Origin of the sequence: Micromonospora sp. DT46, assembly GCF_049841735.1 — a bacterium.
In the GTDB taxonomy this organism is placed as follows: Bacteria; Actinomycetota; Actinomycetes; order Mycobacteriales; family Micromonosporaceae; genus Micromonospora; species Micromonospora reichwaldensis.
In genome coordinates this window covers 661,240-687,419 of the sequence record NZ_JBNCKW010000003.1, presented here as the reverse complement: position 1 = coordinate 687,419, position 26,180 = coordinate 661,240, and the positions used below count along the sequence as shown (strand labels likewise).

Below are 26,180 nucleotides of genomic sequence, written 5' to 3'. Positions count from 1 at the left end.
CCCTGCGGCCCGATCGGCGTCGGTACGGTGAGGTGATGACGACGGAACCCACGGTGCTGATCTCGGCCGACATGGAGGGAATCTCGGGGATCGTCCACCCGACCGAGACGAATCCGGGCGGCTACGACTACGAGCGTTCCCGCAGGCTGATGACGGCCGAGGTGAACGCGGCCATCCTTGGTGTGCTCGACGCGGAGCCTGACGCGGACGTGCTGGTGGCGGACGCGCACGGGCCCTTCCGCAACGTCCTGCCCGAGGAACTCGACCGCCGGGCGCGACTCGTCCGCGGCAGGCCCCGCCCCCTGAGCATGGTCGCCGGCCTCGAGATGGGCGCCGACGCGCTGCTGCTCGTGGGGTACCACGCGCGCGCCGGTGCGGGACCGGCGGTGCTGGCCCACACCATGAGCGACGCGGTGCTCGACGTACGCCTCAACGGGCGGCCGGCGGGCGAGATCGGCCTCAACACCGCCGTCGCGGGGCACTTCGGCGTGCCCGTGGTGCTGCTCAGCGGTGACGACGTCGCGTGCGCCGAGCTGCGCGACCTGGTCCCCGACGCGGTGACCGTCGAGGTGAAGTGCGCGCTGGGCCAGGCAGCGGCGGTGACGCTGCACCCCGGTGAGGCCCAGGAGCGCCTTCGGCGGGCAGCCGCCACGGCGGTGGCACGGCGTGCCGAGGTGCCGCCGCTGACCCTCGCCGGGCCCGTCGACGTCGAGGTCGACCTGTACAGCCCGACGACCGTGGACCAGGCGACGCTGGTGCCCGGTTTCGCCCGCGCTCCCGGCGCGCGTACGGTGACGTTCACCGGCCAGGACATGGTCGAGGTGTACCGGGGGGTGCAGCTGCTGGTGCAGCTCGGCCAGATCAAGCCCGGCTGACCTCTCGCCCGTCAGCGGTGGTCGTTCTCCTTCAGCTCGATGACCCACGCGCGGCGCTCGGCGATCTTGCCGTCGCGCATGACGAACACCTCCGCCATCGACATGCGCATCTCCTCGCCGGTGTCGCGCCGCACCGAGCCGACCAGCTCCGCCATCACGGTGTCGCCCTGCTCCACCATGCGTACGACCTCCAACCGGGGCGGCGGCACGAAGCCCGGCCCCTCGATCGCGGCGTCGTACGCCTCCTTGCCCTTCAGGTGGAAGGCGCCGTAGACCGTCCACTCGATGTCGTCGGTGAGGCAGGACAGGATCTGCGCGTGGTCGTTCTTCCGGAAGCCGTCCAGGTAGGTCTCGACGGTCTGCGTGTTACGCGACATCGCGCGGTGTCCCCTCGTCTCGGCGAGCCTGCCCGACGGCAGACCTGCCGAAACTAACCCCCGGGTGTGACGGCCGGTGCGTGGGACGCGCCGGCCGCCACGAAACTCAGGACGAGCCCCGCCGGGACCGGTGGTTGGCGTGCTTGCGGGCTGCGAAGTCGTACGCCTCGGCCAGCAGTTGCCGCACCGTGTCCACGCTCGCCTCGCCGGGGTTCACGACACACACCCAGTGCTGCGGGGCGTAGACCGGATGCGGCAGCACGGTGTCCGGCACCGAGTGGTCGACGTCCGGCCCGTGCCCCTGCGGAAACAGCGCCCCGTACGCCGAGCGGGCCAGCCCGACGTTGAGCCGCCACGCACCCGGTCGGCCCAGGTCGGAGGCGTCGTCGTAGTGGTCACCGGTCACGATCGTCGCGAACGGCATCTGTCGCTCGGCGGGCAGGTCCCGCCCGGGGTCGTAGATGTAGAAGGTGTCCCCGTTCGCCTCCAGGGCGTTCACCCCGTCGAAGGTCTCGCAGATGTACCGCTTCATGTCCCCCACGTCCATGCCTCGATTTTTTCATTGAAATGCTTGTTGAGGCTTACGCCGGTTTTCGGCCGCCAGTGGGCGGCGAACCCTCAAATCCGGGCACAACCGGGTCGCGCACGGCAACCCACGACGATCGGAGCGGACTCCGTCCCGCGACCCGGACCGGTCGCGGGACGGAGTCGCCTGCCGTCAGCCGGTGCCGTCGAGGACGGGAATGAGCTGCTCCTCCTCGTACGTCAGATGGGCCTCCAGCTCGGTGCTGAGACGCTCGACCTCCCGGCGGGCCTCGTCGGGGTCGGCGTCGGGGTCGCCGACCACCTGCTGGAGGCGTTCGACGAGGGCCGCGATGCGCTGGTGCTCCTCGCGCAGCCGGGCCAGCGCCGGGGCGAGGTCCGGCCGTTGCCCCTCCAGGCCGGCGAACATGCCGTCGTCCTCGTTGCGGTGGTGGTGGTGCAGGCCGTGGCAGAAGGTCAGGCAGTTCACCCGCAGCTGCGCGCCCAGGCCCGGGCCTGAGCGGGCGACCTCGTCGCGGATCAGCGCCAGCTCCCGGCGGAACGCGTCGTGGACGAGTTTGAGCGCCGCACCCCAGGACGCCGCCTCCGGCGGCCCGCCCGCCACCTGGTGCAACGCCACCACGGGAATGATCCGCGCGGTCTTCGCCTGGTACGCGGCCCAACCGGGGTCGGCCTCCACGGCCCGGGCGAAGATCTCGTCGCGTTCGGCGCCGGCCAGCACGACCGCGCGGGCCTGGTAGGTGAAGACCCCGTCCTCGACGGTGGCGAGCGGGTCGGCGAGGAGGTTGTGGTACCAGTCCGGGTGTCTCGGGCCGCCCCCGGCCGAGGCGATGACGAGGATGCGTTCGCCGTCGGGCAGGTAGCCGACCGGAGTGGTGTGCGGGGCGCCGGTGCGGGCCCCGGTGGTGGTGAGCAGGATCAGCCGGCCCCCCTCGAAGGGACCCCCGACCCGGCCGTGGTTGGCGCGGAACTCGTCGATGATCTGCTGGTTGAAGTCGTTGGGCAATGCTCTGCTCTCTGCTCGGGCAGGGATGTGCGGCCACGATGGATCGCCCGCCCGGCGACCGGTGGCGGCGAGGATGCGGATACGCCGGACGACCGGCGTGGACGGTGGAAGCGCGCTGCGGTGGACGTGGCGTCGACACCGGCAATCGCGGGAACGGCGGGCCACGGGCCCGCCCCCGGCTCACCTGACGGCCGGGTGCCCTGTCCGCTCGTGGCCCATGGCCGACCCGGCAGTCACGGATCCGACCGTAGTGCGGGTGACGACGGCTGGCAAGCGTCATCTGGTTGCGGCAGCGGTGGCGCGGTGGCACGGTCGGGAGATGCCCGAGCTGACCGGCGTCGACGTGGACCGCGCCGTGACCGAGATGACGGCCGTCCTCGGCCCGCACACCGGGCGGGACTGGGGCGTGCCGGCGGGCGGGCTGGACTGGAACTGCTGGACCACCGCCGCGCACGTCGCGCACGACCTGCTGGCGTACGCCGGCCAGGTGAGCGGGCGACCCGACGACGGCTACCTGCCGTTCGACCTGGCCGTCTCCCCCGCCGCCGGCCCGGCCGAGGTGCTACGGGTCGTCGTCGCCTGCGGCGGCCTGCTGCGGGCGGCCGTCGACGCTGCCCCGCCGGAGACGCGGGCCTGGCACTACGGGCCCTGCGACCCGGCGGGCTTCGCGGCGATGGGGGTGGCGGAGACGCTGCTGCACACCGACGACATCGCCCGCGGCCTCGGGGTGTCCTGGCAGCCGCCGCAGCCACTGAGCGCCGCCGTGGTGCGGCGCCTCTTTCCGGACGCGCCCGCCGGGCCCGCGCCGCAGGTGCTGCGGTGGCTGACCGGCCGTGGTGAACTGCCCGGCCGCCCCCGGCGCACGTCCTGGTCGTGGCGGGCGGCGGTGGACTGACCGAGGGCTACGCCACCCGGCGGCGCCAGGGCGGTCGCCAGCCCCGCCGGCGCGGCGCAGCCGCCGGGGCCGGGACCGGGATCGCGGCGGCGGTGGTCTGCCGCTCGTCCCGCCAGCGGCGGACCACCTCGTCGGCGTTGACCGGGCGCACCGCGACCCGGGGCCCGGTGGGCGTACGCAGCCACGAGAGGATCTGGGCGTTGAGGTCGGCGACGAACGCGCGCACGGACTCCTCGGTCGGCAGGTCACGCACCTCGTCGGGCACCTGTTCGATGCGGCGGCGCAGTTGCAGCGGCGTCGGCAGCAGCAGGTCGGTGGGGAGCTTCTCCCGCTCCAGGAAGCTCTTGATCCACCACGACTCGTCGTACGGCTGGCCGCGACCGGGGATCGGCTTGCCCATGCCCGGCAGGTCGTCGAACTCCCCCTGCTTCTGCGCCGCGCGGATGCGCGCCTCGACCGTCGCTTCCCAGCTGTCCACCTGCCGACACCTCCCCCGGACCCCACGGTAACGCGGCCACCGCGTCGGGGCCGACGGAAGACGTCAGCGCCCCGACCCGGCTGGGCATTCCCGGTCTGACCGGGCCCAGTGGGCGTGCCGGTGACCGTCGCGGGGGAACGGCGGGCGGGCCGGCAGCACCTCCTGGAAGACGTAGCCGGCCTTCTCCGCGACGCGGCAGGACGCGGGGTTGTCGATCTGGTGCAGCAGGTCCAACCGCCGCAGGCCGGCGAACCGGGCGAACGCCCAGTCGGTGACCGCGCTCAGGGCGTGCGGGGCGACGCCCCTGCCCCGCGCGGGCGCGGCGGTCCAGTAGCCGACCTCGGCGTCCCCGCCGCCTTCGGTGACGTTCTTGAGGACCACCTGCGCCACCAGGGTCTCGCCGACCGGGTGCTGCTCCAGCACGGCGAAGCAGAACCGGTGGCCGTCGTCCCAGTCCCGGTGTGCCGCGGCCAGGAACCGGCGCGCCTCGGCGGTCGTGGTCACCGGCGCCCGGGTCCAGCGCAGCAGCACCGGGTCGCGGTACGCAGCGATCAGGGCGTCGGCGTCGTCGTCGCGCCAGGGACGCAGCAGGAGCTCCGGCAGGGTCGCAGTGGCGGGGGCGTGCAGCATCGGCCCAGTGTGCCCAACGTCGTGTCGACCGTGGGGGCGCGCGGCACGCCGGCACGGGTCGGCGGCGCGGCGGCGTACGGCGTAGGGTCGGCGCGAGCATCGGCAACGGGGGGAACCATGGTCGGTACGGGTGCACTGGTGGGCATCGCGCTGGTGGCGCTGGGGATGGTGTTGACCCCCGGGCCGAACATGGTCTACCTGGTGTCCCGGTCGGTGACGCAGGGCCGGCGGGCGGGGCTGGTGTCGCTGCTGGGCGTCGCCGCCGGGTTCGGCATCTACCTGGCCGCTGCGGTCGCCGGCATCGCCACGGTGTTCGTGCTGGTCCCGGCCCTCTACACGGCGGTCAAGCTGGCCGGCGCGGCGTACCTGCTGTGGCTGGCCTGGCAGGCGCTGCGACCGGGCGGGCAGTCACCGTTCGCCCCGGCGCCGCTGCCGCCGGACCCGGCCCGGCGGCTGTTCACCATGGGCCTGGTCACCAACCTGCTGAACCCCAAGATCGCGATTCTCTACGTGTCGCTGCTGCCGCAGTTCATCGACCCGGCCCGTGGCCACGTGGCGGCGCAGAGCCTGCTGCTGGGGCTGACCCAGATCGCGGTGGCGCTGACGGTGAACGCGCTGATCGTGCTCAGCGCCGGCGCGCTCGCCGGGTTCTTCGCCCGCCGGCCGCTGTGGCTGCGGGTGCAGCGACTCGTGATGGGCACGGTGCTGGCGGGGCTGGCGGTGCGGATCGCCGCCGACCGTTCCCGCGCCGCCGTCGCCATGCCCTGACCGCGAGACCCGCCCCTGACCAGCGAGCCCGGCCCGACAGCGCGGCGGGCGGCGACGGGAGGTTCGCGAGGACGGGTCAGCCGCCCTGGCGACCCGGGTCGCCAGGGCGGCCGGCGCCGGTCTCCCGGAGCACAGCCGCGCCCCCGGCGGGCAGGTGCACCTCCGTGTCGGCCGTCGCGCCGGTGAGCAGGTCGACCCCGGCCGCCGGGACCCGCTGCGGCCGGTCGGTGTGGTTGAGCAGGAACAGCCAGCTCGCCCCGACGGTGCGGCGGCGGACCGCCTCGACCCCGGCCGGCGCCGCCGGGCAGACGGGTGTCGCGCCGGCCGCCCGCGCCGCCTGCGTCACCAGTCGACGGTAGGTGGCGTCGTCGGGTCGGGTGGACAGGTACCAGGCCGTGCCGGCGCCGCTGCGGTGGCGGGTGACCGCCGGCAGCCCCGCGAGCGGGCCACCCGCGTACGAGGCCACCGGCTCCGCGCCGGCGAGGCGTACCGTCTCGGCCCAGAGGCGACCGGTCCCGGCGTCGGACAGCGGTACCGTCTCGCCGTCGGCGAGGGGGTGGAACTCCTCGACCCGTACGCCCAGCACCTCGCGGAACGCCCCGGGGTGACCGCCGAGCCGGACGCGGGCGTGCTCGTCGGCGACCCCGCTGAGCCACGTCACCAGCAGGTGACCGCCGCCGTCGACGTACGCGCGCACCCAGTCGGCGGTGGCGTCGGAGGCCAGGTAGAGGGCTGGCAGCACCAGCAGGCGGTACCCGTCGAGCCGGTCGCCGGGCAGCACGATGTCGGTGCCGAATCCGGCACGCCACAGCGCCCGGTGCGCCGCCGACACCTCGTCGCGGTGGTCGAGTCGCGGCGACGGCATCCCCGGGTGGCCCAGGGCCCAGCCGCTCGCGGCGTCCCAGGCGATCGCGACGGCGGCGTCGACCAAGCCGTCGACCTCCGAGATCCGCTCCAGCGTCGCGCCGAGGTCGACGGCCTCCCGGAACACGCGGGTATCGGGGCCGGCGTGCGGCACCAGCGCGGAGTGGAAACGTTCCGCCCCGCCGGCCGGGGCCCGCCACTGGAAGAACATCGCCCCCCGTGAGCCGCGCGCGACGTGGGAGAGGCTGTGCCGGGCCATTCGGCCGGGCTCCTTGGTGTGCATCCGGCCGCCGCTGTGGATCTGGTTGGGGGCGCTCTCCATCAGCAGCCACCGCGCCGGGCGGCCGACGTCGCCGGCGCCGTGCCGCGCCCAGCCCCGGGCCAGGTCGGCGGCGAGGGCGGTCTGCTCCTCCGCGCCGCCGTCGGTGGCGTCCGGGTAGTGGTCGATCGCCACCAGGTCCACCTCGGCGGCCCAGCGGGCGTGGTCGACCGGCACCCAGTCGCCGAGGACGTGGTTGGTGGTGATTGGGATCGCCGGGTTGGCCGCCCGCAGCAGGTCGCGCTGCTCGGCGTACGCGGCGAGCAGGGTGTCCGACCAGAAGCGCCGGAAGTCCAGCAGGTGCCCCGGGTTGGCCAGGTACTGCGTGGCGCGGGGCGTGTCGACCTGCGCCCAGTCGGTGTAGTGCTGGCTCCAGAAGCTGGTGGCCCAGGCGGCGTTGAGCGCGTCGAGGTCGCCGTGCCGGTCGGCCAGCCAGCGCCGGAACTCCCGGGCGGTGTGCGCGCAGTGGCAGGTGGTGCCGTACTCGTTGTGCACGTGCCACAGCGCGAGGGCCGGGTGGTGGGCGTAGCGGTCGGCGAGGGCGGCGGCGATGCGCCGGGCGGCGGCCCGGTAGGCGGGCGCGGCGGCGCAGTAGGTGTCCCGGCTGCCGTGGTGCAGGCGTACGCCCTCGGCGGTCACCGGCAGGGCGTCGGGATGGGCCAGCGAGAACCAGGGCGGGGGCGACGCGGTCGGGGTGGCGAGGGCGACGGAGATGCTGTTGTCGTGCAGCAGGTCCAGCACCTGGTCCAGCCAGTCGAAGGTGTACCGGCCGGGCTCCGGTTCGAGTCGCGACCAGGCGAACACGCCGACGGTGACCAGGTTGACCCGGGCGCGGCGCATGAGGGCGACGTCCTCGCGCCATACCTCGGCCGGCCACTGTTCGGGGTTGTAGTCGCCGCCGTAGCGCAGCCCCGCACCGTCACCCCACATCGCTCACCGCCAGTTTGTTGGGGAAGCGTCCAAAATATTGACGACGTTTGCGCCTGTCAACGCCGATGCTTCGCCGATCCGGTGCAGGTTGTCGTTGACAGTTAGTTGAGGAGCCAAAGAAACTGACGGGACCGCCGGAACCATCCTGGAGGAGACGCCGATGCCCTACCGACCGCCGTTGGTCCCGTACGAGACCTTCGTGGCCGACCCACCCGACCTGCCGGTGCGCGGCCCCGGCGAGGACGCGGCCGCCGTCGTCGGTCGGGCCGAGGTCGTCGCGACCGACGCGCACGGGGTGACGTTCAAGGCCGCCCTCTCCGACGGCGCGAGCATGGTGGTGCGCGTCGACGCCGCCGGCGAGGGGGTGATCCGGGTACGCCTGTCCGACGATCCGCAGGCCCGCAGCCGCTCCGCGCGGGCGCTGCCGCTGGTGCACCCCGGCACCCACCCGGCCACCGTCACCGTCGACGAGGCCCGCGTCCGGGTCGACACCGGCGCCGTGGTCGCCGAGATCGGCCTGGATCCGTGGCACCTGCGCTTCCTCGGCGCCGACGGGCGGCTGCTGCTCGAGCAGGACCCGGGCACCCGCGACATCAGCGGCCGGCGGCGCACCCTGCCGTTCGGCCGCTCCACCGTCGACGGCGCGCCCGTCGCCTGGCACGAGAGCTTCGTCGCGCCCGGCGACGAACGCTTCGTCGGCTTCGGCGAGAAGTTCACCCCCCTGGACAAGCGGGGCCAGCGGCCGCTGATGTGGAACTTCGACGCCTTCGGCGGCGAGTCGGACCGCTCCCACAAGAACGTGCCGTTCTACCTGTCGGACCGGGGCTACGGGGTGCTGGTCGACAGCGGGCTGCCGGTGCAGTTCGACGTCTGCCAGTCCACCCACAGCAGCGTGCAGATCCTGGTCCCCGACGACCTGCTCGACTACTACGTGCTGGCCGGCCCGACCCCGACGCAGGTGCTCGACCGCTTCGACCGGCTCACCGGCCGGCCGTACCTGCCGCCGAAGTGGGCGTTCGGCGCCTGGGTCTCCTCGGGCTTCTTCCCCGACTCGCAGGAGCGGGTACTCGGGCGCGCCCGCCTGCTGCGCGAACGCGGCATCCCCTGCGACGTGCTGCACCTGGACTGCTACTGGCAGGTCGCCGGCCGCTGGTCGGACCTGCAGTGGGACGCCGAGGCGTTCCCCGACCCGACGGCGATGCTGCGGAGCCTCGCGCGGCAGGGCTTCCGGGTCTGCCTCTGGATGAACCCGTACCTGATGACCGACAGCCCGCTCTACGCCGCGGCGGCCGAGGCCGGCTACTTCCTGCGCCACGCCGACGGCAGCCCGTACGTCGCCGACGTCTGGCACGGCAGCCACCCGGCGAGCGCCATCGTGGACCTCACCAACCCGGCCGCCGCCGAATGGTTCACCGGGCTGCTGCGGCCCCTGCTGGAGCAGGGGGTGGCGGTCTTCAAGACCGACTTCGCCGAGGGCGTGCCCGTCGACGCCGTCGCCCACAACGGGATGACCGGCGTCGAACTGCACAACGTGTACGCGCTGCTGTTCAACGACGTGGTCGCGCAGGTGACCGAGGAGGTGACCGGGCACCGCACGGTGTGGGCCCGCTCGTCGTACCTGGGCGGGCAGCGGCACAGCGCACAGTGGAGCGGCGACGTCAACGCCACCTGGCCGGGGCTGGCCAGCACCCTGCGCGGCGGGCTGTCGCACGGGCTCTCCGGCGTGCCGTTCTGGAGTCACGACACCGGCGGCTTCCACGGCACCCCGACGCCCGAGCTGTACGTCCGGTGGACCCAGTTCGGCGCGTTGTCGCCGCTGGTCCGCCTGCACGGCACCACCAGCCGGCTGCCGTGGGACTTCCCCGCCGAGACCGAACGCGACGCGGTGGCCGCCCTGCGGCTGCGCTACCGGCTGATGCCCTACCTGTGGTCGGCGGCGGTACGGTCGGCCGCCGACGGCACGCCGATGATGCGCGCGCTGCTGGTGGACACCCCCGACGACCCGACCGCGTGGACGACGGACCTGCAGTACCGCCTCGGCACCGACCTGCTGGTCGCCCCCGTCACGGACCCGTCCGGGCGGCGCGACGTCTACCTGCCCGTCGGCGACGACTGGGTCGACGCCGCCACCGGCGAGCGGCACCGCGGCGGGCAACGCCTACGGGTCACCGTGCCGCTGCACCGGTCGCCGCTCTACGTCCGGCACGGCGCGCTCGTCCCGGTCGTGGCGCCGGGCGACACGGTCGGCGACGGGCCGTTCGCCGACGTCACGCTGGTGAGCTGGGGCGCGGTCGACGCCCGTACGGTGCTGCACGACGTCGACGGCGACACGGTCGTGACGGCCGTACGCGACGGCGACACCCTGCGCGTGGACACCGACGGCCCGCTGCGGGTGGCGCACGTCAGCGTCGCCGGTGCGGACCTGCCGGCCCGGCTGCTGCTCAACGGCGAGCCGGTCACCCCGGCGCCCTTCGACGGATGGTTCCCCGACCCGGCGTGACGGCGAGCGGCGCCCGACCCGTCAGGGGTCGGGCGCCGCGCGGGCCCGGTCAGCCCTTCACCGCGCCGGTGATCACACCCTTGGTGAAGTGCCGCTGCACGAACGGGTAGACGATCACCGCCGGCACGACGGTCACCATCACCACCGCCATCTTCACCGCCAGGGTCGGCGGGTACGCGCTGATGCCCGGCAGGCTCACCGCGGCCCCGGACACGTTCGGCGACTGGCCGGCGAGGATGTAGCTCTGCAACACCCGCTGGATCGGGAACTTGTCGTTGTCGTCGATGTAGAGCACCGCGTTGAAGTAGGCGTTCCAGTAGCCGACGGCGTAGAAGAGACCGACGACGGCGATCACCGCCCTGGACAGCGGCAGCACGATGCGCCACAGGATGCGGAACTCCCCCGCGCCGTCGATGCGGGCGCTGTCGAGCAGCTCACCGGGGACGTTCATGAAGAACGCCCGGATCACCACCAGGTTGAACACGCTGATCGCGCTGGGCAGGATCAGCGACCAGATGCTGTCCTTGAGCCCCAGGCCGGTGACCACGAGGTAGCTGGGCACCAGGCCGGGAAAGATCAGGAAGGTCAGCAGGAAGAAGAAGAGCAACCCCCGGTGCCCCACCGACCCGGGCCGGGACAGCCCGTACGCGGCGAGGACGGTGAGCACCAGGCTCACGGTCGTACCGAGGACGGTGACCAGCGTACTGATCCACACGGCCTGGGTGATCTGCCCGCCGCTGAAGATGGTGATGTACGCCGACGGGTCGATCTCGCGGGGCACCATCACCATCCCGCCGGCCTCGTCGATCGTGCTGCGCGAGGCGAGGCTGGTCACCAGCACCGCCCACATGGGCACGAGCACGGCCGCGACGAGCGCCGTGAGCACCGCTCCCTTGGCCAGCGTGCCCAGCGGCGTGGGCGGTTCCTCCCAGGCGGGTCGCTGGGACCGCCGCCGCCTGGGCAGGGGATCGGGTGTCGGGCGCGCCGACACGGGGCCGACGCCACTGAGCTGTGCGGTCATGATCTTGCGTACACCCCCTGCTCGCCGAAGCGGTGCGCCACCTTGTTGGCGGCGAGGATGAGGACCAGCCCCACCACTGCCTTGAACAGGCCGGCGGCGGCGCCGAGACCCCACTGCTGGGTGCTGATGGCCTGGTAGTAGACGAACGTGTCCAGCACCTCGGCGGCCTCCCGACCGACCGCCTCGCGTTGCAGGATGAACTGCTCGAAGCCGACCGACAGCGCGTCGCCCAGCCGCATGATGAGCAGCAGCACGATCACCGGACGCAGGCCCGGCAGGGTGATGTGCCACAGCCGCCGCCACCGGCCGGCCCCGTCGGCCGCCGCCGCCTCGTAGAGGTTGGGGTCGATCGCGGACAGCGCGGCCAGGAAGACGATCGCGCCCCAGCCGACGTCCTTCCACACCGACTCGGCGGTGACCAGGACGATGAAGGTGTCCGGGTTGGTCATCACGTCCCAGGGCTGCATGCCGGCCTCGCGCATCTCCTGGGCCAGCAGGCCCGCGCCGCCGAGCATCTGCACGAAGAACGTGACCACCAGCACCCAGCTGAAGAAGTGCGGCAGGTAGACGACGCTCTGCACGAAGCCCCGCACCCGGCCGGAGACCAGGCTGTTGAGCAGGATCGCCAACATGATCGGCAGCGGGAAGAAGAAGACGAGCTGGAACGCGGTGATGGTCAGGGTGTTGCGGACCGCGTCCCAGAACAGCGGGTCGACGAACAGCGCCTCGAAGTTGCCGAAGCCGATCCACTCGCTGTAGAGGAACGCCTCGAGCGGGTCGTCGCCGACGAACGGGTTGTAGTCCTGGAAGGCGATGACGTTGCCCAGCGTCGGCAGGTAGTGGAAGACCAGCAACAGGCACGCGGCGGGCGCTGTCATGGCCAGCAGCGGCCAGTCCCGGCGCAGCCGGTCCCGCAGGGTACGCCGGGGCCGGACGGGCGGCGTACGACCGGCGGCCCGGCCCCGACGGCCGGGCCGGGCCGGGCGGTGGTCCGCTGGCGCGTCGACCGCGCCGGCGGTGCCCGGGCCGCTCATCGGCCGTTGTCGGCGAGCGCCTTCTCGTGGAACGCGCGCCCCTCCTCACCGCCGGAGGCGAGGAACTCCTTCGTCACCTGGTCGAGGTCGCTGATCGGGCGACGGCCGCGCAGGATGTCGCGGATCTTGTCCTCCGTCGGCTGGATGATCTTCGACCAGTTGGCCGGCAGCTCCAGCTTGATCCCGGCGAACAGGTCCTTCTCCAGCAGGCCGATGTTCTTCTTGTAGTAGTCCAGGTACTGCTGGACGTAGTTCGGCGTGTCGCTGCTCTTCACCTTCACCGGCACCCGGCAGAAGTTGTACTGGCCGCCCAACTCCTTGCGGCCGAGGTCGCTGGGCAGCGGACTGCCGTCGGGGCCCCGGGTGAAGTGCTTGCCCTCCACGCCGTACTCGCGCAGCTCGAACTCGCGGCTGCCGAACGGCGCGGCGCACCAGTTGAGCACCCGCAGCAGCTCGTCGACGCGCTCCGCGCCGACGCCCTTCTTCACGAAGGTGAAGAAGATCGGCTTCTCGCTGCCCCAGATGACCGGCTGAGCGCCGGCCGCGCCGAACACCGGCAGCGGCTGCATGTCGAAGCTCGGCAGGATCTTGGACTGCTCGCCCTGCAGGCCCTGCCACGCGCCGAGCCCGTCCTGGAACATCATGATCTTGCCGGCCTTGAAGAGCTGCTTCTCGTCGGCGCCCTTGCTGGCCACCGTGTCGGGGTGCACCAGCCCCTCGGCGAAGAGCTTCGCGGTGAACTCCAGGGCCGCGCGGAAGCCCGGGTTCTCGAACTTGTGCTCCAGGCCGCCGTCGGCCTTCTTGCGCCAGGTCTGCTGGCAGCCGAAGAACTGCTGCACCATGTCGAAGATGCTGCCGAACGCCCACACCCCCTTGCCCGGGTCGGTGAGCTTCCTGCCCAGCTCGTGCAGCTCCTCCGGCGAGGTGGGCGCGGTCAGGCCGGCCTTGTCGAGCAGGTCCTTGCGGTGGAACAGCGCCCACGCGAACACCCCGTCGGTGGGGTACGGCACGGCGTAGAGCCGGCCGGCCCAGACCGAGTACTCCCACGCGCCGGTGGGCAGCGCGGCGAGGTACGGGTACTTCGCGGCGCTGTCGCCCTTGAGGTGGTCGGTGAGGTCCTCGAACAGCGCCTTGACGGCGTCGGAGAACCGGGCGACCTTGTCGACCTCCCAGTTGGGGACCATGAGCAGGTCGGGCACGTCGCGGGCGCCGAGCATCGCGTTGAGCTTGTCGGCGTAGGTCGTGCCGTCCTGCAGGCTCGGGTCCAGGTCCACGCCCAGCTTGGCGTTGACCGCTGCCAGGTAGGAGTTGCGGCCCAGCGTCGGCGGGGTGGGCCCCCACCACGGGCTCATGCTGCGGATCGCCGGGCCGCCCCGGCCGGGCTGCTCGGTGACGGCGTCGACCAGGCTGCGGGGGTAGCTGAGGTAGCCGTCGGGGATCGGCCCTTCCCCGACGATGTCGGGCTTGAGCAACTCGGCCGGCTTGTGGGCGGGCAGCACCGACCGGATGGCGTCGCCCTTCGTGGCGCTGCCCTTGCTCCCGGCCTCCTTGCTGCAACCGGCCAGGGTGGCGCCGCCCATCGTCGTGGCGGCGCCGAGGCCGAGCAGGCGCAGCAGGGACCGTCGGTCGGTGGATACGCCCGGCAGGGACGGCTTCACGGCGCACTCCCTTCGTCATCGGATAACGGTTTCGCGGACCGTTCGTGTCCGGCTAGAATTAGTTGGGGTTCTAGCCAAACAAACTAATCGACGGTGATCCGTCCCACAAGACAGCGGCACCCGCCACGTACGCGATGATGGGGCGCGCGGCACCACCGGGATCGCGCACCGTCGCCCAGGGAGCGGACAGATCGTGATCAGCAGCCACAGCGAACCGCGGCCGAGCGACCTCGGCGACGTCCGTACGGCCAACCGGGCCGTCGTGCTGCGGCACGTCCGCCGCCACGCCCCCTGCTCCCGGGCTGACATCGCGGCGCACACCGGCCTGAACAAGGCCACTGTGTCCAGCCTGGTCGGCGAGCTGATCGAACGGCGGCTGCTGCGCGAGACCGGGCTGACCGAGAACCGGGTCGGACGCCCCGCGACCATGCTCGTCCTCGACGGCGCCCCGTACGCGGCCCTGGGCATGCAGATCGCCGCCGACGAACTGGTGGTGGTGGCCGTCGACCTGGCCGGCGCCCGGCTGCTCACCTGGCGGCGTGCCTTCGCCGCGCCGACGTCCTCCCCCGCCGAGACGGTCCGCGCGCTGGCGGCCCTGGCCCGGCGGGCGATCACCCGGCTGACCGGGCAGGACCGCCGCGTGCTCGGCCTGACCGTGGGCGTGCCCGGCCTCGTCGACGCCGACGGCGCCGTTCCCCGGGCCACCGCGCTCGGCTGGCGGGACGTGCCCCTCGCCGCCGACCTGCGCGCCGCACTGCGCGAGCCCGGTCTCACCATCGACGTCGACACCGACGCCAACCTCGCCGTCCTCGCCGAGCACCGCCACGGCGCGTACGCCGGGGCCGCCCACCTGGTCCACCTCACCGGCGGGGCCTCCGTCGGCGCGGGGATCGTCGCCGGCGGCCGGCTGCTGCGCGGCGGACGGGGATTCGCGGGCGAGATCGGGCACCTGACGCTCGACCCGGCCGGTCCCGCCTGCGGGTGCGGGCGGCGCGGCTGCCTGGCCGCGTACGCCGGGCTGCCGGCGGTGGTCGGCCGCCTGCTGCCCGACACCCAGCAGGACGGGCCGGTCACCGACTTCCTGCCGGAGATCGAACGGATCCAGGCGCTGGCCCGCCAGGGCGACCCCGGCGTCCTGGCCGGACTGGCCGACGTCGGCTGCCGGCTCGGGCACGCCGCTTCCGTCCTGGCCAACCTGCTCAACCCGCAGGCCGTGGTGGTCGGCGGACACCTCGCGACCCTGGCCCCGTGGCTGCTGCCGGCGGCCCGCACGGAGTTCGCCGCGCGGACCCACGCTCCGCAGGCCGGCGGCTGCCTGCTGGACGCCTCCACCCTGGACTCGGCGGCCACCGCGCTCGGTGGCGCCACCGCCTCGCTCGCCGCCGTCGAGTCGGGTCGGCTCCCCGCGGCGTGACCCCCGGGGCCAGCGGGCCTTGACCGGACCGGCGCGGGGTGCCAACCTCGAACCGCCGCCCTGTGGCTCGGGCACCCGGGGCGGCATGTCTCGCGCAGTCGTCGAAGCGCTTCAACGCTTCCGGGCCGGCGGCCGCCACCCCCACCGCGACGCCGCTCGCGCCACCGTTCGTCGAAGCGCTTCGACACGGTCGTGACGCGGACCCACGGAAGGCGACCCGACCATGACCGACCACCCCGCCCCCTCCCCGCAGGCCATCGTCGACGACCTGCTGGACCGGCTCACCCTGCCGGAGAAGCTCGGCCTGCTGCACCAGTGGCAGGCGCCCGTGCCCCGCCTCGGCCTACCCCCCTTCCGCACCGGCACCGAGGCGCTGCACGGGGTGGCCTGGCTCGGCAAGGCCACCGTCTTCCCGCAGGCGGTCGGGCTTGCCAGCAGCTGGAACCCCGAGCTGGTCCGGGCCGTCGGCGCCGCCGTCGGCGACGAGGTGCGCGCCAAGCACCACGCCGACCCCGAGCGGGTCGGCCTCAACGTCTGGGCGCCGGTGGTCAACCCGCTGCGCGACCCCCGCTGGGGACGCAACGAGGAAGGCTGGTCCGAGGACCCGTGGCTGACCGGGCGGCTCGCCACCGCGTACGCCCAGGGACTGCGCGGCGACCACCCGCAGCGGCTGCGTACGGCGCCGACGGTCAAGCACTTCCTCGCCTACAACAACGAGACCGACCGGGCCACCACCTCCAGCGACCTCTCCCCCCGGGTGCTGCACGAGTACGAGCTGCCCGCCTTCCGCGCCCCCCTCGCCGCCGGCGCGGCCGTCGCCGTGATGGCCTCCTACAACCTGGTCAACGGCGTGCCCGCGCACCTGAGCCCGCTCATCGAGAACGAACTGCGCCGCTGGACGCCCGAGGAACTGCTGATCGTCGGGGACGCCGGCGCGGTGACCAACATCGCCGGGGTGCAGGGCCACCTGCCCGACCACGTCAGCGGCTTCGCCGCCACCCTGCGCGCCGGGATCGACAGCTTCACCGAGGACGACGCCGACAGCGCCCCGACCGTCGCGCGACTGACCGAGGCGCTGGACCGGGGGCTGATCACCGGGTCCGACGTGGACCGCGCCGTCCGGCGGATCCTCGCCGTCCGGGTCCGCCTCGGCGACCTGGACCCGCCGCGCGACGACCCCTTCGCCGGCGTCGCGCTGGACGCCGTCGACCGCCCCGCGCACCGGGACCTGGCCCGCGAGGCCGCCCGCCAGTCGATCGTGCTCCTGCGCAACGACGGGCTGCTCCCGCTGACCGACGCGGGCCTGCGGGTGGCCGTGCTCGGCCCGCTGGCCGACGCCGTATACGAGGACTGGTACAGCGGCACCCTGCCGTACGCGGTGACCGCGTACCAGGGCCTGGCCGAGCGACTGTCCACTGTCACCACCCACCCCGGCACCGACCGGATCGCGCTGCTCGTCGGCGGGCGCTACGTCGGCTGCCCGGACAGCCCTGACGGCGGCCCGCTGACCGTCGGCGCCGACGCCACCGGGTTCGACGTCTTCGACTGGGGACGCGACGTGGTGGCGCTGCGCGCCGCGGGCAACGGTCGGCACGTCGGAGCCGACGAGGCCGGCGCACTCGCCAACGACCGCCCGGGACCGGGCGGCTGGGTGGTACGCGAGACGTTCCGCTTCCACGACGGCCCCGACGGCACGGTGCTGCTGCACCACCTCGCCACCGACCGGTACGTCGCCGTCGACGCGGACGGGCGGCTGCGCGCCGACGCCCCGACCCCGGGCGACGCGACCCGCTTCACGGTGGAGCTGCTGGCCGACGGGGCCGCCGAGGCCGCCGCCCTGGCCGCCGAAGCCGACGTGGCGGTGGTGGCGCTGGGCAACCACCCGATGGTCAACGGCCGGGAGACCGAGGACCGCGTCGACCTGGCCCTGCCCACCGGCCAGGAGACGCTGCTGCGGGCGGTGCACGCCGCCAACCCGCGCACGGTGCTGGTGGTGACCAGCAGCTACCCGTACGCCGTCGGGTGGGCCGAGAGGCACCTGCCGGCGGTGCTCTGGTCGGCGCACGGCGGCCAGGAGCACGGCACCGCCCTGGGCGACGTGCTGCTGGGCGACGCCGAGCCCGGCGGCCGGCTCACCCAGACCTGGTACGCCGACGCCGCCGAACTGCCCGACCTGCTCGACTACGACGTGATCGGCTCCGACGCCACCTACCTGTACCACCGGGGCGACCCGCTGTACCCGTTCGGCCACGGGCTCAGCTACACCCGCTTCGAGTACGCCGGCCTGCGGTTGAGCGTCGACGAGGCCACCGCCGGCGAGGAGGTCGAGGTGAGCGTCGAGGTCACCAACGCCGGCGACCGCCCCGGCGAGGAGGTCGTGCAGCTCTACACGCGCCAGCGCCGCTCCCGCGTCAAGCAGCCGCTGCGCCAGCTGCGGGACTTCGCCCGGATCAGCCTCGCGCCGGGGCAGCGGCAGGTGGTCCGGCTGCGGCTGCGAACCGCCGAGCTGAGCTGGTGGGACGAGACCCGGGGCCGGCGGGTGGTGGAGGACGCCACCCACACCGTCCTCGTCGGGCGCTCCGCGCGCGACGTGCGGCTGGTCGGCACCCTCGCCGTACGCGGCGACGAGGCGGCGGGCGACGGCCGGGCGGCCGTGCCGGCGTCGGGGCGGGCGCGGTGAGCGGGGCGCGGGGGCGCCCGTCGCCCGGGCAGCCCACCATCGCCGACGTCGCCCGGCACGCCGGGGTCGCGGTGAGCACCGTGTCGTACGTGCTCAGCGGCAAGCGCGTCATCTCCGAGGTCACCCGCAACCGGGTGCTGGCCAGCATCCGGTCGCTCGGCTACCACCCGCACGCCGGGGCGCGGGCCCTGGCCAGCCGGCGGGCCAACGTGATCGCGCTGGTCCTGCCGCTGCGCGCGGGGATGCAGGTGCCCGTGGTGATGCAGTTCGCCATGGCCGTGGTCACCACCGCCCGCCGCTTCGACCACGACGTGCTGCTGGTCACCTCCGACGAGGGGCCCGCCGGCCTGCGGCGCGTCGCCGCCACCGCCCTGGTCGACGGCGTCCTGGTGATGGACGTGGAGCTGGACGACCCGCGGGTGCCGCTGCTGCGGGCGCTGGCCCGGCCCAGCGTGCTCATCGGCCTGCCCGCCGACGCCACCGGCCTGACCTGCGTGGACCTGGACTTCCACCGGGCCGGGTGGGCCTGCGTCGCGCACCTGGCCGGGCTGGGGCACCGGCGCGTGGCGCTGCTCGGCGCGCCCGCCGCCGTCTACGACCGGGGCACGGGCTTCGCGCACCGCACCCGCGCCGGCGTCGTCGAGGCCGCCGCCGAGCACGGCGTCGACGCGGTGGCGCTGCCCTGCGAGGAGGGGGCGGCAGCCGTGCGCCGCACCCTCACCGACCTGCTGGAACGCCACCCCGACGTGTCGGGGCTGATCGTACAGAACGAGGCCGCCGTGGACCCGGTGCTGGCCACGTTGCCCGCGCTGGGCCGGCGGGTGCCGCAGGACGTGTCGGTGGTCGCCGTCTGCCCCGACCGCTTCGCCGAGCAGGCCAGCCCGATGCTCACCGCCGTGCCCGTCCCCGCCGAGGAGATCGGCATGCAGGCCGTGTCGCTGCTGATGCGCAAGCTCGACGGCGAGGCGGTGCCGGAGGTCACCCTGCTGCCGCCCCGGCTGACGGTACGCGGCAGCACCGCCGCCCCCGCCCCGGCGGCGAGGGCCGGCCGGTGACGGCCGGACCGTCCCCCGCCGCGCACCGCATCGTCGACACCGCCCCCGCCGAGCGCTGGGAGGACGCGTTCCTCTCCGGCAACGGCGAGGCCGGGATCATGGTGTACGGCCGGCCGCACGCCGAACGCATCATCGTCAACCACCACCGCTTCGTCCTGCCCAACGGCACCCGCCACGCCCGGCCGCCCGAGCTGGCCGCCCTGCTGCCCCGCGTCCGTGAGCTGATCCTCGCCGACCGGCGCGCCGAGGCCAGCCGGCTGCTCGCCGGCGACGGCGTGCTGCGCTGGACGCAGTCGTTCCATCCCGGCTTCGCCCTCACCGTCGACGCCGTGGCGCCCGGCCCCGTCGACGACTACCGGCGCCGCACCGAGTTCACCACCGGGGAGGTCGTCGTCGAGTGGGCCGGCGGCCGGCGACGCTCGTTCGTCTCCCGGGCCGACGCGCTGGTGGTCACCCACGTCGACGCGGGCACCTGCGAGGTGGGCGTCACGGGGGACCTGCCGGGCCGGCCGGATCCGGTGCGCTACACCGTCGCCGCGTACCGCCGGGGGGAGCTGGTCTTCCTGCGGGTGCGGGGCCGCTACCCCGACGCGGGCGGCGCGTACGGCTTCGAGGGGCTCACCCTGCTGCGCGGCGACGTGACGGTCCTCGGCGACGACCGGGTGGCGATGCGCGGCCCGGCGCTGCTGACCACGGCGCTCGACCGCCCCGACACGCCGCCGTGGCGCACCGGCGAGCTGGAGGAGCGGCTGGCGGCCCACACCGGCGACGACTACGAGACCCTGCTGGCCCGGCACGTCGCGCTGCACGGCCGCGCCTACGGACGGGTGAGCCTGGACCTGCGGGTGCCGGACGCACAGCGGGAACTGCCCGTGGGCGAGTTGCTCGCGGCGCAGGACGCCGACGCGGGCACGCTGCGGCCGGCCCTGCTGGAGCGGCTGTTCCACGCCGGCCGGTACCTGCTGCTCAGCTCCAGCGGTGTCCTGCCGCCCCGGCTGACCGGGCTGTGGCTCGGCTCGTGGGACGCCGCCTGGGCGGGCGACTTCACCACCGACGCCAACCTGAACCTGCAACTGGCCGGCGCGAACGTCGGCGCCCTGCCGGAGGTGACCGAGGCCCACGCCAACCTGGTACGCGGCCAGGTCGACGACTGGCGGCGCAACGCGCGGGCGATCTACGGGGCCCGGGGACTGCTGGCGCCCAGCCGCACCGACGGCGAGCACGGCCACCTGTTCCACCTGCACGAGGACTGGCCCTTCGCCGCGTGGCTGCCCGGCGCGGACTGGCTGCTGCACCCGCTGCACGAGCAGCACCTGGTGACCGGTGCGCCCCTCGGGGAACTGGCCGGCTGGCTGGCGGAGGTGGCGGACTTCTTCGCGGACCTGCTCACCGTCACCGACGAGGCGGGCACGGTGGTCGTGGTGCCGTCGTACTCGGCGGAGACCGGCCCGCACGACGAGCGGGGGCGGGCGGTGCACGTGGCGGTGAACGCCACGATGGACATCGCCGCCGCCCGGCACGCCCTGCGTACCGCCGCCGAGGTGACCGGCTCGGACCGGTGGGCGGGGCTGCTGGGGCGGCTGCCCGCGTACCGGGTGGACGGGCGCGGGGCGCTGGCCGAGTGGGCGTGGCCCGGCTACCACGGCGACGACGACCACCGTCACGTCAGCCACCTCTACCCGGTGTGGCCGCTGGACGAGATCAACCCGGACGACACCCCCGAGCTGGCCCGGGCCGCGCACCGGGCGCTGACGCTGCGCGGCGACGAGAACCTCTCCGCGCACGGCAGCCTGCACCGGGCGCTGGCCGCCGCCCGGCTGCACGACGGGGCGCTGACCGCCGCGAACCTGCTGAAGATCGTCGGCAACGACATGTTCTTCCGGTCCCTGATGAGCGCGCACAACCCGGGCCTGGTGACGTACAACGCCGACGCCGCGCACGCCCTGCCGGCGGTGCTGATCGAGTCGCTGGTGCAGTCCCGCCCGGGGCTGCTGCGGCTGCTGCCGGCCGCACTGCCGGGCCTGGACGCGGGGGTGCTGCGCGGGGTGGTTTGCCGGGGCCGCGTCGGCGTCGAGGAGTTGGTCTGGTCGGCCGGCCGGGTCCGGGCCCGGCTGTGCTCCGCCGTGGCCCAGCGGGTGACCGTGCGCAGCCCGTACGGCGAGCGGGACGTGGACCTGGCCGCGGCGACGCCGGTCGAGGTGGCCTTCGACGCCCCCGGATGAGCGGCGCTCGGCGTCGAGATCCGGGGGCCGCCTCCGCACGCCCTGCGCCGACGGGCGGTCAGAGCGCGTCGGGCCGGTCGAGCGCCGGATGCCGCTCGCCGGGAGCGGCGTGCCAGACGGGGGCGTCCTCGCGCAGCGCCGTGTCGACGCGCAGCCGCGCCCACTCGTTGATCTCCGGCAGGTCGGCAGGGTCGAACCAGGCCACCTCGGTGGACTCGTCGTCGTTGACGCGCGGCTCGCCGCCCACCGCCCGGCACCGGAACCACACGTTCAGGTACTCGCAGACGTCGCCGTTGGGGTAGACGACGGGGTGGGTGGCGACGCCGGCGACCCCGTCGACGCGCACGTGCACGCCGGTCTCCTCGTACACCTCCCGCACTACCGCGTCGGCGGGTTGCTCACCGGGGTCGATGAGGCCGGCGGGCACCGACCAGCGGCCGTTGTCGGCGCGCCGGGCCAGCAGCACCCGTCCGGCGTCGTCGCGCACGACCGCGCTGATCCCGGGCAGCAGGAGCAGGTCGTGACCGACGTGGGCGCGCAGCCGGGCGACGTACGGGGAGATGGCCACGCCGGCCACGTTAGCCGGTGGCGTCGCGGTGCCGGCGCAGCATCCCGGCGGCCAGCGGCGCGGCGTCCAGGTCGCCGGCGGCGACCCGGGCGGCGACGGTACGGCGCACGAGCCGGTCGGCCAGCGTCGGCGCGTGCCGGGCGAGGGCCAGTTCGAGGCGCCCGCGCCGGGTGGTGGCCACGTCCCGGGGCGACCGCCGGGCGGTGGCGGCGCGCAGGATCGCGGCGACGACCCCCGCCACCGGTTCCGGGCGGGACACCCCGTTCAGGGACAGGCCGGCGTCGGCGGTGCTGTCGTGGATCGGTGAGGCGACCATGCTCGGGTAGACGACGCTCACCCCGACGTGGGTGCCCACCTCGTGGCGCAGCGCGTCGGCGTAGGCGACCAGGGCCCGCTTGCTGACCCCGTACGCGGCGGCCAGCGGCAACGGCAGCAGGGCCATCCGGCTGGCGACGAACACCACCCGGCCGCGGGCGGCCTCCAGGGCGGGCAGCGCGGCGGCGGTGGTGCGCCAGGCGGCGAGCAGGTTCACCTCCAGCTGCTGGCGCACCACCTCGTCGGGCGGCAGCTCGGCCGGGGCGGGTCCGCCGACGCCGGCGTTGTTGACCAGCAGGTCCAGCCCGCCGAGGCGGTCCACGGCGGCGGCGACCGTGGGTGCCACGGCGGCCGGGTCGGTCAGGTCGCAGCCGAGCACCGGCACGCCCTCGCCCTCGCCCGGGTCGTGGTCGACGGCGACGGTGCCCGGTTGGCGGTCGATGCCGACGACGCGTGCCCCGGCGGCGGTGAACGCGGCGCACAGGTGCCGGCCGAAGGTGCCGCTGGCCCCGGTGACCAGTACCCGACGACCCGCCAGCCCGCTCATGCCGCGGCTCCGCGGGCGCGGCGGGTGCCGGCGGCCAGTTCCCGCCTCAGCTCGGCCAGGTAAGCGTCGAAGTCCACCCGCATGGCGGGCCGGCGCTGCCCCCACCGGGCGGTGGCGGCGCGCAGTTCGGCCCGGCAGGCGGCGCGCTGTCGGTGCGGCTCGGGCAGCTCGTAGCGGCCGGACAGCTGCGCCGCGACCAGCTTGGCCTGCGCCTCGACCAGCGGGAACGCCGCACCGGTGGACTGCATCAGCCCGACGAACGCCAGCCCGGGCGCGTCGAGGTGGAACACGTGCCGGTACAGCGGCAGGGTGTCCGCCCCGTCGCCAAGCAGCGCCGGGTCGAGAAACGGGATCTCGACCCGGTAGCCGGTGCACCAGATGACCAGGTCGACCTCGTCGACGCGGCCGTCGGTGAAGGTGACCCGGTCGCCGTCGAAGCCGGCGATGCCGGGGCGGGGCTCGATCTCGCCGTGGGTCAGCCGGGACAGCAGCCCGTCCGACAGCGTCGGGTGGTCCTGGAGGAAGCCGTGCGCGGGGGCGGGCAGGCCGTAGCGGGTGGGCGCGCCGACGGTCGCGGCGAGCATCCGTTCGGTGATGCGCTGGCGCAGCCGCCACGGCAACCTGCGGGCCAGGGCGCCGTTGAGGGTGTCCGACGGGCGGCCGAGCAGGTGTTTCGGCACCACCCAGACGCCCCGGCGCAACGACAGCAGGGTGCGCCGGGCCGCGTACGAGGCGTCCACGGCGATGTCCATGGCGGAGTTGCCGCCGCCGACGACCAGGACCCGCCGGCCGGCGAGCTGGTCGGGGCCCCGGTAGGCGTGGCTGTGCAGCTGCTCGGCGGTGCAGTCGCCCGGGTGGGCGGGGGTGGGCGGTTTCGGCACCCGGTTGTGGCCGTTGGCGACGACGACGGCGTCGACGGTGACCTCGACACCGCCGTCGGGTCCGTCGGCGTGCACCGTCCACCGGCCGTCGCCGCCCCGCTCGACCCGGTCGACGGTGTGCCGCAGCCGCACCGCGTCGTGCAGCCCGAACCGGTCGGCGTAGTCGGTGAGCCAGCCGGCGACCCGGGCGTGGTCGGGGTAGTCCGGCCAGTGCGCCGGCATGGGGTGGTCGGCGAACTCGGTGCGGACCTTGCTGGTGTTCAGGTGCAGGGTCCGGTACGCGGGCGAGCCGGGTGTCCCGTACACCCAGAGGCCACCGACGCGGTCGGCCGACTCGAAGCAGACGGCGGGCACGCCGACGTCGGCGAGCGCCTTGAGGGTGGCCAGTCCGGCAGCCCCCGCGCCGATGACCGCCACCCGGGGCTGTGCACCCATCGCCGGCTCCTCCCCTTTAATCCAACGTGCGTTGGATAATGGCCCGGTGCGGGCCGGCACGTCAAGGCGTCGCCGGCCCGTACAGCCCGTCGAGGAAGCGGTGCACGAAGGCGCGGAACTCCCGCCGCTCGCGCGCCTGCGACCCCCCGCCGGCGGCCAGGGCCACCACGTGCCCGTGCACCGCCCACACCAGGCTGCGCACCGTCACGTGCGGCGCCGGCTCGACCAGCGCCCCGGCCGCCGCGGCGGCGGTGAGCAGGTCGGCGACGAGCCGGTACAGCGGCGCCGCGTAGCGCTCGTCGAGTTCGGCGTGCCGCTGCGGCTCCAGCCAGCGGCGCAGCCACAACGCGGTGGTCTCGGGCCGGTCCTCCAGGAAGTCCACGAACACGTCCACCAGGTCGTGCAGCGCGCGCCGGACCTCGCCCGGCCCGCTGTGCAGGGCCTGCCGGGCGCGCCCGGCCGCCGCCTCGAGCGCCTCCCGCTCGGCGGCGAAGACCCGCGCGAAGCAGGCGTCGTAGAGTTGCGCCTTCGTACCCGTGTGGTGCGAGACCGTGGCGACGTCGACGCCGGCGGCCGCCGCGACCTCCCGCAGCCCGACGGCGTCGAAGCCCCGCCGGGCGAACAGCGCGGTCGCGGCGGTGAGCACCACCTCCCGGGTCGGTCGGGTCTCCTCGCGGCGGGGCCGCCCGGGTCGACGGCGGGGCATGGTCATGGCCGCCATTCTGCCCCTACAATCCAGCATCCGTTGGATTGCGGGCGGCGTGCCCGCCGAGGAGGCCGCCATGACCGGGCTCGACCAGCAGCCGGCCGGTACGGACACCACCACCGCCCTGCCCCGCGGGCCGTTGCTCGGCTTCGCCGCCGGTTCCCTCGGCATGGGCGTCTGGGTGACGGTCCCCGGCCTGCTGCTGCTCTACTTCCTCACCGACGTGCTGGCCGTCGCCCCCTGGCTGGCCGGCCTGGCACTGCTGCTGCCGAAGATCGCCGACGTGCTGCTGCACCCCTGGATCGGGCACCGCTGCGACGTCGAACAGGCCCGCCGGGGCGACCGGCGCCGGCTGCTGCTGCTCGGCTGCGCCCTGCCGCTGGCCTTCGCCACGCTGTTCGCCGTGCCCGGCGGGCTCACCGGCGCGCCGGCCGCCGCCTGGGTGGCGCTCGCCTTCGTCGCCGGCAACCTGCTCTTCGCCGCCTACCAGGTCCCCTACCTGGCCACCCCCGCCGACCTGCGGATCGGCTACCACGAGCGCACCCGGCTGATGGCCTTCCGGATGGTGGTGCTGACCCTCGGCATCCTCGTCTCCGGGCTGCTGGCGCCCCTGCTGACCGGCGGCGAGGACGCCACCCGGGCCGGCTACCAGCGGATGGGCGTGCTGCTGGCCGTCGGGATGCTGGCCGCCATGCTGGTCGGCGTGGCCGGCATCGCCCGGCTGCGCCGGGCCGCCGCCGCGACACCCGCACCGCACGGCGGCGGCTGGCGGGCGCTCGTCGTGGCGCTGCGCGACCGACAGTTCCGTTGGCTGGTCGCCGCGTACCTGGCCATGTCCACCACCACCCACCTGGTCCTGGCCGCGGTGCCCTACTACGCCGAGTACGAGCTGGGCCGCCCCGCCCTGACCACCGTGCTGGTGGCCGCGTTCGTCGCCCCGGCGCTGCTGGTCACCCCGGCGTGGCTGGTGCTGGCCCGCCGCGTCGGCAAGCAGCGGGCGCTGCTGGGCGCCCAGGGCGCCTTCGCGGCCGGCTCGCTGGTCCTCGCCGTCGGCCGTCCCGCCGGGTTGCCCCTGCTGGTGGCCGCCGTCGCGGTGCTCGGAGTCGCCTTCGCCGGCATGCAACTGCTGCCGTTCTCGATGGTGCCCGACGTCATCCGCGCGGGCGGCGGCGCCGCCGGCACCTACACCGGGGTCTGGACGGCCACCGAGGCCACCGGCGCGGCGCTGGGCCCGTGGGCGTACTCGCTGTGCCTGGCCGCGGGCGGGTTCGTCGCCTCCACCGCCGGCGAGGGCGTCACGCAGCCCGACGGCGCGCTGACCGCGATCCGCTGGGGCTTCGGGCTGCTGCCCGCGGCGGCGATGCTCGTCGCGCTGCTGCTGCAACGCCGCTACACCCTGGACCGCACGGCCCGCACGGCCGGCTGAGCGGCCGACCGCCGCCGCCCGTCACAGGTCCGC

The 26,180-nt window shown here is 74.6% G+C and carries 22 protein-coding genes; 9 read left to right on the top strand and 13 right to left on the bottom strand.

The annotated features are described in order from the left end of the window. Window positions 1-35 precede the first annotated feature (35 nt). Window positions 36-875, top strand: coding sequence for a M55 family metallopeptidase (locus tag ACLQ20_RS10955; protein WP_425855277.1), 840 nt, complete (start codon window positions 36-38; stop codon window positions 873-875). 11 nt (window positions 876-886) lie between these two features. On the opposite strand, the gene ACLQ20_RS10950 is transcribed toward ACLQ20_RS10955, so the two are convergent. The 3 genes from ACLQ20_RS10950 to ACLQ20_RS10940 form a co-directional block, all read right to left on the bottom strand. Then, window positions 887-1,252, bottom strand: coding sequence for a nuclear transport factor 2 family protein (locus ACLQ20_RS10950; protein ID WP_151453168.1), 366 nt, complete (start codon window positions 1,250-1,252; stop codon window positions 887-889). 106 nt (window positions 1,253-1,358) lie between these two features. Next, entirely contained in the window at window positions 1,359-1,799 is a 441-nt protein-coding gene (locus ACLQ20_RS10945) for a DUF6194 family protein (protein ID WP_425855275.1), read from the bottom strand. 171 nt (window positions 1,800-1,970) lie between these two features. Beyond that, on the bottom strand, window positions 1,971-2,801 hold the full coding sequence (locus tag ACLQ20_RS10940) for a nitroreductase/quinone reductase family protein (RefSeq protein WP_425855274.1): 831 nt from the start codon (window positions 2,799-2,801) through the stop codon (window positions 1,971-1,973). 319 nt (window positions 2,802-3,120) lie between these two features. Between ACLQ20_RS10940 and ACLQ20_RS10935 the strand changes: the two genes are divergently transcribed. Beyond that, the gene (locus ACLQ20_RS10935; RefSeq protein ID WP_425855271.1) at window positions 3,121-3,696 is read left to right on the top strand and encodes a maleylpyruvate isomerase N-terminal domain-containing protein; all 576 of its coding nucleotides are present in this window, start codon (window positions 3,121-3,123) and stop codon (window positions 3,694-3,696) included. A 7-nt stretch (window positions 3,697-3,703) separates the two neighbouring features. Here the strand turns inward: ACLQ20_RS10935 and ACLQ20_RS10930 are convergent, their stop codons facing one another. Both ACLQ20_RS10930 and ACLQ20_RS10925 read right to left on the bottom strand, forming a co-directional pair. After that, entirely contained in the window at window positions 3,704-4,174 is a 471-nt protein-coding gene (locus tag ACLQ20_RS10930) for a DUF1992 domain-containing protein (protein ID WP_151453164.1), read from the bottom strand. Window positions 4,175-4,237: 63 nt separating this feature from the next. Further along, window positions 4,238-4,804, bottom strand: a complete 567-nt coding sequence (locus ACLQ20_RS10925; RefSeq protein ID WP_151453163.1) for a GNAT family N-acetyltransferase — start codon at window positions 4,802-4,804, stop codon at window positions 4,238-4,240. 117 nt (window positions 4,805-4,921) lie between these two features. Here ACLQ20_RS10925 and ACLQ20_RS10920 point away from each other — a divergent pair, with 117 nt between their 5' ends. Then, complete coding sequence (locus tag ACLQ20_RS10920) at window positions 4,922-5,572, top strand: LysE family translocator (protein ID WP_151453162.1); 651 nt, start codon at window positions 4,922-4,924, stop codon at window positions 5,570-5,572. Between the two features lie 76 nt (window positions 5,573-5,648). Here the strand turns inward: ACLQ20_RS10920 and ACLQ20_RS10915 are convergent, their stop codons facing one another. Then, a complete protein-coding gene (locus ACLQ20_RS10915) occupies window positions 5,649-7,685 on the bottom strand; it encodes a beta-galactosidase (RefSeq protein ID WP_425855267.1) in 2,037 nt (678 codons plus the stop codon). A 160-nt stretch (window positions 7,686-7,845) separates the two neighbouring features. On the opposite strand from ACLQ20_RS10915, the gene ACLQ20_RS10910 reads away from it, so the two are divergent. After that, window positions 7,846-10,185 (top strand): TIM-barrel domain-containing protein, encoded by a 2,340-nt coding sequence (locus ACLQ20_RS10910; RefSeq protein ID WP_425855266.1) that lies wholly within the window; start codon window positions 7,846-7,848, stop codon window positions 10,183-10,185. Window positions 10,186-10,234: 49 nt separating this feature from the next. Here the strand turns inward: ACLQ20_RS10910 and ACLQ20_RS10905 are convergent, their stop codons facing one another. The 3 genes from ACLQ20_RS10905 to ACLQ20_RS10895 are packed head-to-tail and all read right to left on the bottom strand — an operon-like array spanning window position 10,235 to window position 13,898. Then, a complete protein-coding gene (locus tag ACLQ20_RS10905; RefSeq protein ID WP_151456472.1) occupies window positions 10,235-11,206 on the bottom strand; it encodes a carbohydrate ABC transporter permease in 972 nt (323 codons plus the stop codon). After that, window positions 11,203-12,240, bottom strand: a complete 1,038-nt coding sequence (locus ACLQ20_RS10900) for an ABC transporter permease (protein ID WP_151456473.1) — start codon at window positions 12,238-12,240, stop codon at window positions 11,203-11,205. The genes ACLQ20_RS10905 and ACLQ20_RS10900 overlap by 4 nt, the downstream gene beginning before the upstream one ends. Next, window positions 12,237-13,898, bottom strand: coding sequence for an extracellular solute-binding protein (locus ACLQ20_RS10895; protein WP_425855264.1), 1,662 nt, complete (start codon window positions 13,896-13,898; stop codon window positions 12,237-12,239). The genes ACLQ20_RS10900 and ACLQ20_RS10895 overlap by 4 nt, the downstream gene beginning before the upstream one ends. Before the next feature lie 193 nt (window positions 13,899-14,091). On the opposite strand from ACLQ20_RS10895, the gene ACLQ20_RS10890 reads away from it, so the two are divergent. The 4 genes from ACLQ20_RS10890 to ACLQ20_RS10875 all read left to right on the top strand — a co-directional run bounded on the left by ACLQ20_RS10890 (window position 14,092) and on the right by ACLQ20_RS10875 (window position 21,269). After that, window positions 14,092-15,312: an ROK family transcriptional regulator gene (locus tag ACLQ20_RS10890; protein ID WP_151456475.1), complete on the top strand. Its 1,221-nt coding sequence runs from the start codon at window positions 14,092-14,094 to the stop codon at window positions 15,310-15,312. A gap of 223 nt (window positions 15,313-15,535) precedes the next feature. Next, a complete protein-coding gene (locus tag ACLQ20_RS10885; RefSeq protein WP_425855261.1) occupies window positions 15,536-17,992 on the top strand; it encodes a glycoside hydrolase family 3 C-terminal domain-containing protein in 2,457 nt (818 codons plus the stop codon). Beyond that, window positions 17,989-19,047, top strand: coding sequence for a LacI family DNA-binding transcriptional regulator (locus tag ACLQ20_RS10880; protein WP_425855259.1), 1,059 nt, complete (start codon window positions 17,989-17,991; stop codon window positions 19,045-19,047). The genes ACLQ20_RS10885 and ACLQ20_RS10880 overlap by 4 nt, the downstream gene beginning before the upstream one ends. Next, complete coding sequence (locus ACLQ20_RS10875; RefSeq protein WP_425855258.1) at window positions 19,044-21,269, top strand: glycosyl hydrolase family 95 catalytic domain-containing protein; 2,226 nt, start codon at window positions 19,044-19,046, stop codon at window positions 21,267-21,269. Before ACLQ20_RS10880 ends, ACLQ20_RS10875 begins: the two co-directional genes overlap by 4 nt. A 58-nt stretch (window positions 21,270-21,327) precedes the next feature. Here ACLQ20_RS10875 and ACLQ20_RS10870 read toward each other — a convergent pair whose 3' ends face one another. The 4 genes from ACLQ20_RS10870 to ACLQ20_RS10855 all read right to left on the bottom strand — a co-directional run bounded on the left by ACLQ20_RS10870 (window position 21,328) and on the right by ACLQ20_RS10855 (window position 24,727). Continuing rightward, a complete protein-coding gene (locus tag ACLQ20_RS10870; RefSeq protein ID WP_425855256.1) occupies window positions 21,328-21,837 on the bottom strand; it encodes an NUDIX hydrolase in 510 nt (169 codons plus the stop codon). 10 nt (window positions 21,838-21,847) lie between these two features. Then, a complete protein-coding gene (locus tag ACLQ20_RS10865; protein ID WP_425855254.1) occupies window positions 21,848-22,699 on the bottom strand; it encodes an SDR family NAD(P)-dependent oxidoreductase in 852 nt (283 codons plus the stop codon). After that, window positions 22,696-24,015: a flavin-containing monooxygenase gene (locus ACLQ20_RS10860; RefSeq protein WP_425855253.1), complete on the bottom strand. Its 1,320-nt coding sequence runs from the start codon at window positions 24,013-24,015 to the stop codon at window positions 22,696-22,698. The genes ACLQ20_RS10865 and ACLQ20_RS10860 overlap by 4 nt, the downstream gene beginning before the upstream one ends. A 61-nt stretch (window positions 24,016-24,076) precedes the next feature. After that, complete coding sequence (locus tag ACLQ20_RS10855) at window positions 24,077-24,727, bottom strand: TetR/AcrR family transcriptional regulator (RefSeq protein ID WP_225852478.1); 651 nt, start codon at window positions 24,725-24,727, stop codon at window positions 24,077-24,079. A 70-nt stretch (window positions 24,728-24,797) separates the two neighbouring features. Between ACLQ20_RS10855 and ACLQ20_RS10850 the strand changes: the two genes are divergently transcribed. Beyond that, complete coding sequence (locus ACLQ20_RS10850) at window positions 24,798-26,147, top strand: MFS transporter (protein ID WP_425855250.1); 1,350 nt, start codon at window positions 24,798-24,800, stop codon at window positions 26,145-26,147. Window positions 26,148-26,180: the final 33 nt, after the last annotated feature.

Bases quoted from the DNA above. Each gene is read 5' to 3' on its own strand.
- ACLQ20_RS10955 (WP_425855277.1), top strand. From the start codon at position 36: ATGACGACGGAACCCACGGTGCTGATCTCGGCCGACATGGAGGGAATC.
- ACLQ20_RS10950 (WP_151453168.1), bottom strand. From the start codon at position 1,252: ATGTCGCGTAACACGCAGACCGTCGAGACCTACCTGGACGGCTTCCGG.
- ACLQ20_RS10945 (WP_425855275.1), bottom strand. From the start codon at position 1,799: ATGGACGTGGGGGACATGAAGCGGTACATCTGCGAGACCTTCGACGGG.
- ACLQ20_RS10935 (WP_425855271.1), top strand. From the start codon at position 3,121: ATGCCCGAGCTGACCGGCGTCGACGTGGACCGCGCCGTGACCGAGATG.
- ACLQ20_RS10925 (WP_151453163.1), bottom strand. From the start codon at position 4,804: ATGCTGCACGCCCCCGCCACTGCGACCCTGCCGGAGCTCCTGCTGCGT.
- ACLQ20_RS10920 (WP_151453162.1), top strand. From the start codon at position 4,922: ATGGTCGGTACGGGTGCACTGGTGGGCATCGCGCTGGTGGCGCTGGGG.
- ACLQ20_RS10915 (WP_425855267.1), bottom strand. From the start codon at position 7,685: ATGTGGGGTGACGGTGCGGGGCTGCGCTACGGCGGCGACTACAACCCC.
- ACLQ20_RS10910 (WP_425855266.1), top strand. From the start codon at position 7,846: ATGCCCTACCGACCGCCGTTGGTCCCGTACGAGACCTTCGTGGCCGAC.
- ACLQ20_RS10905 (WP_151456472.1), bottom strand. From the start codon at position 11,206: ATGACCGCACAGCTCAGTGGCGTCGGCCCCGTGTCGGCGCGCCCGACA.
- ACLQ20_RS10900 (WP_151456473.1), bottom strand. From the start codon at position 12,240: ATGAGCGGCCCGGGCACCGCCGGCGCGGTCGACGCGCCAGCGGACCAC.
- ACLQ20_RS10885 (WP_425855261.1), top strand. From the start codon at position 15,536: ATGACCGACCACCCCGCCCCCTCCCCGCAGGCCATCGTCGACGACCTG.
- ACLQ20_RS10865 (WP_425855254.1), bottom strand. From the start codon at position 22,699: ATGAGCGGGCTGGCGGGTCGTCGGGTACTGGTCACCGGGGCCAGCGGC.
- ACLQ20_RS10860 (WP_425855253.1), bottom strand. From the start codon at position 24,015: ATGGGTGCACAGCCCCGGGTGGCGGTCATCGGCGCGGGGGCTGCCGGA.
- ACLQ20_RS10855 (WP_225852478.1), bottom strand. From the start codon at position 24,727: ATGACCATGCCCCGCCGTCGACCCGGGCGGCCCCGCCGCGAGGAGACC.
- ACLQ20_RS10850 (WP_425855250.1), top strand. From the start codon at position 24,798: ATGACCGGGCTCGACCAGCAGCCGGCCGGTACGGACACCACCACCGCC.